The sequence below is a fragment of the Streptomyces pathocidini genome (genome assembly GCF_001418495.1).
GTDB lineage: Bacteria > Actinomycetota > Actinomycetes > Streptomycetales > Streptomycetaceae > Streptomyces > Streptomyces pathocidini.
This window is the reverse complement of the sequence record NZ_LIQY01000224.1, coordinates 1-2,439: the sequence shown is the minus strand read 5'-3', so window position 1 is coordinate 2,439 and position 2,439 is coordinate 1. Positions and strand designations below refer to the sequence as shown.

The window sequence follows — 2,439 nt, the reverse complement described above, 5'->3', positions numbered from 1 at the left end:
TCAACTGCTCCCCGGACGGCACGGAGTTCACCACGCCGTCCGGGGAGCAGTTGAACTTCGCGAAGGGTCCGGTGTGGGTGCTGCTCACCGGGCGCTGACGGGGCGGCCACCGACCTGCCCGAGGCCGCCCACATTCGGCCGGTGAATGGTTTCTGCGCTTGCCCGTCCACCTCCCGGGTAGGCCAACGGGTATGACGGTCAAGGGCGTTGACGTCGCTTCGTACCAGCCGGCGGACTACAGCACGAAGGGCCTCGACTTCGTCTTCATCAAGATCACGGAGGGCAGGTCCTACACCAACCCCAAGTGGGTCGCACAGCGGCAGACAGCGCGGGACGCCGGGCTGGTCACCGGCTTCTACCACTTCGTGCGGCCGGGCAGCATGAAGGAGCAGGCCGACTACTTCATGTCGAAGATCGATCTGGTCAGGGGCGACCTGCTCGTCCTGGACTGGGAGGACTCCGGGGTCTCGAACGGCCGGAAGGACTCCTGGATCAGATACGTGCAGGGGAAGCGGCCGCACACCCGCGTGCTGCTCTACTGCAACCGGGACTACTGGCTGAACCGGGACACCACCTCGTTCGCCGGTGACGGGCTGTGGATAGCCGATCACGGCGCCGGGGCGGGCGAGCCGCGGATCAGGGCGAAGTGGCGGTTCCACCAGTACACCGACGATCCGCTGGACACCGACGTCGGCGCCTTCGCCGACCGGGACGCGCTGCGCGAGTGGTCCCGTTCCAAGGGCGCCTGACCCCGGCGGCCCCGGGACCCCGCTTCCAGTGCGCATCCGCCGTATCCAGGGGACCATGGAGGCAGTGCGGGCGGTGAGGATGGGCTACCGAGAGAGGTGCCCGGGATGAGTCAGACCGATCCTCGGAGGGCCGGACCTCGGAGGGCGGGCCCCCAGGGTGCCGGCGGCCGGGCCGTCGGCGGCTCGGCGGCCGGCGGCCGGAGCGGCCAGGGCGCCGAGGGCCTCGCCCCGGAGCCTTCGGCTCCCGGCGGGCTGCTCGACGTCCTGAACGTGGCCGCGGTCGTGCTGGACTCCGAGGGCCGGATCACGCTGTGGAGCCCCTCGGCCGAGCAGCTCTTCGGCTACAGCGCGCAGGAGGCGCTCGGCCGCCCCGCGGCCAGGCTGCTGGTCCAGCCCGAGCACGTACCGCTCGTGCTGGAACTGTTCGACCAGGTGCTCGCGGGGGCCACCTGGGCCGGCGGCTTCCCGATCCGGGTCAAGGACGGGAGCATCCGGATGTTCGAGTTCCGGAACATGCGGATGCAGGACCAGCACAAGAACCTCTACGCCCTCGGGCTCGCCACCGACCAGCAGGCCCTGCGCGGCGTCGAGACGGATCTGGCGCTGTCCATGCGCCTGATCGCCCAGTCCCCCGTCGGCCTGGCAGTCCTCGACACGGATCAGCGGTACGTGCTGGTCAACCCGGCGCTGGAGCGGATCAACGGGCTGCCCGCCTCCGAGCACCTCGGGCGGCGGGTGTCGGAGGCGCTGCCGTTCCTGGACGCGGAGCAGATCGAGTCCGCCTGCCGCCGGGTGCTGGCCACCGGCGATCCCCTGCTGGACCAGTACGCGGAGGGGCGCACCCCGGCGGACCTGGAGCACAACCACGCGTGGTCGGTGTCGTACTACCGCCTGGAGGACACCAGCGGGCAGGTGCTGGGGGTGGCGATCTCGGTGATCGACGTGACCGAGCGGCATCTGGCGACCACCGAGATGACCCGGGCACGGCGCCGGCTGGCCATGATCGCCGACGCGGGGGTGCGGATCGGCACCACGCTCGACCTGCCGCACACCGCCCGCGAGCTGGCCGGGACCGTCGTGCCCGAGCTGGCCGACCTGGCCGCCGTCGACGTGCTGGACGCGATCCTCGACGAACGGCAGACCGGCAGCGTCCCCGAGCTGGACGAGGACCGGCCCGCGACGTTCCGTGCCCTCGCGGTGAAGACCGCCTACCGCACCGACGCCTCGCGCGCGCCCGACCCGGTAGGGAAGGTTGCCCGGTACGCCCCGGACCGGCTGATCACCCAGGTCGCCCGCACCGGCAACCCGATCCTCGTGTCCGAGGTCGACGGGTCGACGCTGCGGCGGATCGCGCGCGGCGAGGAGTCGGCCGAGCTGCTGGCCGAGGCGGGCGTGCACTCGTACATGTGCGTGCCGCTCACGGCCCGCGGGAGCGTGATCGGGACGCTGAGCCTGTTCCGGGCCCGTGCGGAGGAGCCGTTCGACGAAGACGACCAGCTGCTGGCCAGCGAGCTGGCCGCCCGGGCCGCGATCTCCATCGACAACGCCCGGCTCTACCGCGGCGAGCGGCGTACGGCGCTGACGCTCCAGCGCAGCCTGCTGCCGCGCCGCCCTCCCCCGCAGCCGGGTCTGGAGATCGCCTACCGCTACCAGCCCGCCGGGGCCACGGACGAGGTCGGCGGCGACTGGT

Annotated in this window: 2 protein-coding genes; both read left to right on the top strand. The window is 72.0% G+C overall.

Annotated elements, in window-relative coordinates; all coding sequences use genetic code 11:
* Positions 1-191 precede the first annotated feature (191 nt).
* Positions 192-749: a glycoside hydrolase family 25 protein gene (locus AOK16_RS12435; RefSeq protein ID WP_055472324.1), complete on the top strand. Its 558-nt coding sequence runs from the start codon at positions 192-194 to the stop codon at positions 747-749.
* Positions 750-854: 105 nt separating this feature from the next.
* Positions 855-2,439: PAS domain-containing protein (locus tag AOK16_RS12430; protein ID WP_055472323.1), on the top strand; the 1,585-nt coding region annotated here is incomplete at its 3' end.

Bases quoted from the DNA above. Each gene is read 5' to 3' on its own strand.
- AOK16_RS12435 (WP_055472324.1), top strand. From the start codon at position 192: ATGACGGTCAAGGGCGTTGACGTCGCTTCGTACCAGCCGGCGGACTAC.